The organism is Clostridium sp. SM-530-WT-3G (genome assembly GCF_012843905.1).
GTDB lineage: Bacteria > Bacillota > Clostridia > Clostridiales > Clostridiaceae > Clostridium.
The window spans coordinates 1-894 of record NZ_JABAGC010000094.1 but is presented as its reverse complement, the minus strand read 5'-3'; the positions used below and the strand labels follow the sequence as shown (position 1 = coordinate 894).

Sequence of the window (894 nt, the reverse complement as noted above, 5' to 3'; positions counted from 1 at the left end):
TACTAGCAAATATAATGCTAGATGAATTAGATAAAGAACTTGAGAAAAGAGGACACAAATTTTGCAGATATGCAGATGATAATAATGTATATGTCAAAAGTAAAAGAGCAGGAGCTAGAGTTATGAAATCTATGACTAATCTTATTGAAAATAAGTTAAAACTTAAAGTCAATAGAGATAAGAGTGCAGTAGACTTTCTATTTTTCGAAAAGCGGAGCTGAGATAAGAATTCATGAAAAATCTATTAAGAGATTTAAAGAAAAGGTTAAATTTTATACTAATAGAAATAGAGGTGTTAGTATGAAATATAGAATAACAAAATTAAATCAAATTATAAGAGGATGGATAAATTATTACGGTATAGCTAACGCTCGCAGAATATTAATGAAGCTAGACAAATGGATTAGAAGAAGATTAAGAGCTTGCATATGGAAACAATGGAAGAAAATCAGCACTAAACATAGAAATCTAGTTAAACTAGGAATTAATAAATATAAAGCATGGGAATATGCAAACACAAGAAAAGGCTGTTGGAGAATCTCTAACAGCCCGATTTTAAGCAAATCTTTAAATAACAAATACTTAGAATCTCTAGGTTTTGTTAGTCTAACACAAACATATCAAATGATGCATTAAATTCTAATGAACCGCCGTATACCGAACGGTACGTACGGTGGTGGTGTGCCATGAAAGCTGTATAAACGATGAAGGAAGGTCCTTCGGTAGGAATTGAACAGGCAAGTCTACCAAACAACCTTAATGCTGCTGTGATTAAAAGTTGTGGTAGTGAGCGATTAAGGAAAAGGCTATAAAAAAAAAAAATAGTCATGTGAGATATATGAAGATGAACGAAAGTGAACCATTGAAGAAGTATCGAAAGCGTAAGATTTTAGC

Annotated in this window: 1 pseudogene; it reads left to right on the top strand. The window is 31.7% G+C overall.

The annotated features are described in order from the left end of the window. Window positions 1-636: pseudogene (locus tag HF850_RS15365) on the top strand (group II intron maturase-specific domain-containing protein); the annotation flags it as partial. Window positions 637-894 lie beyond the last annotated feature (258 nt).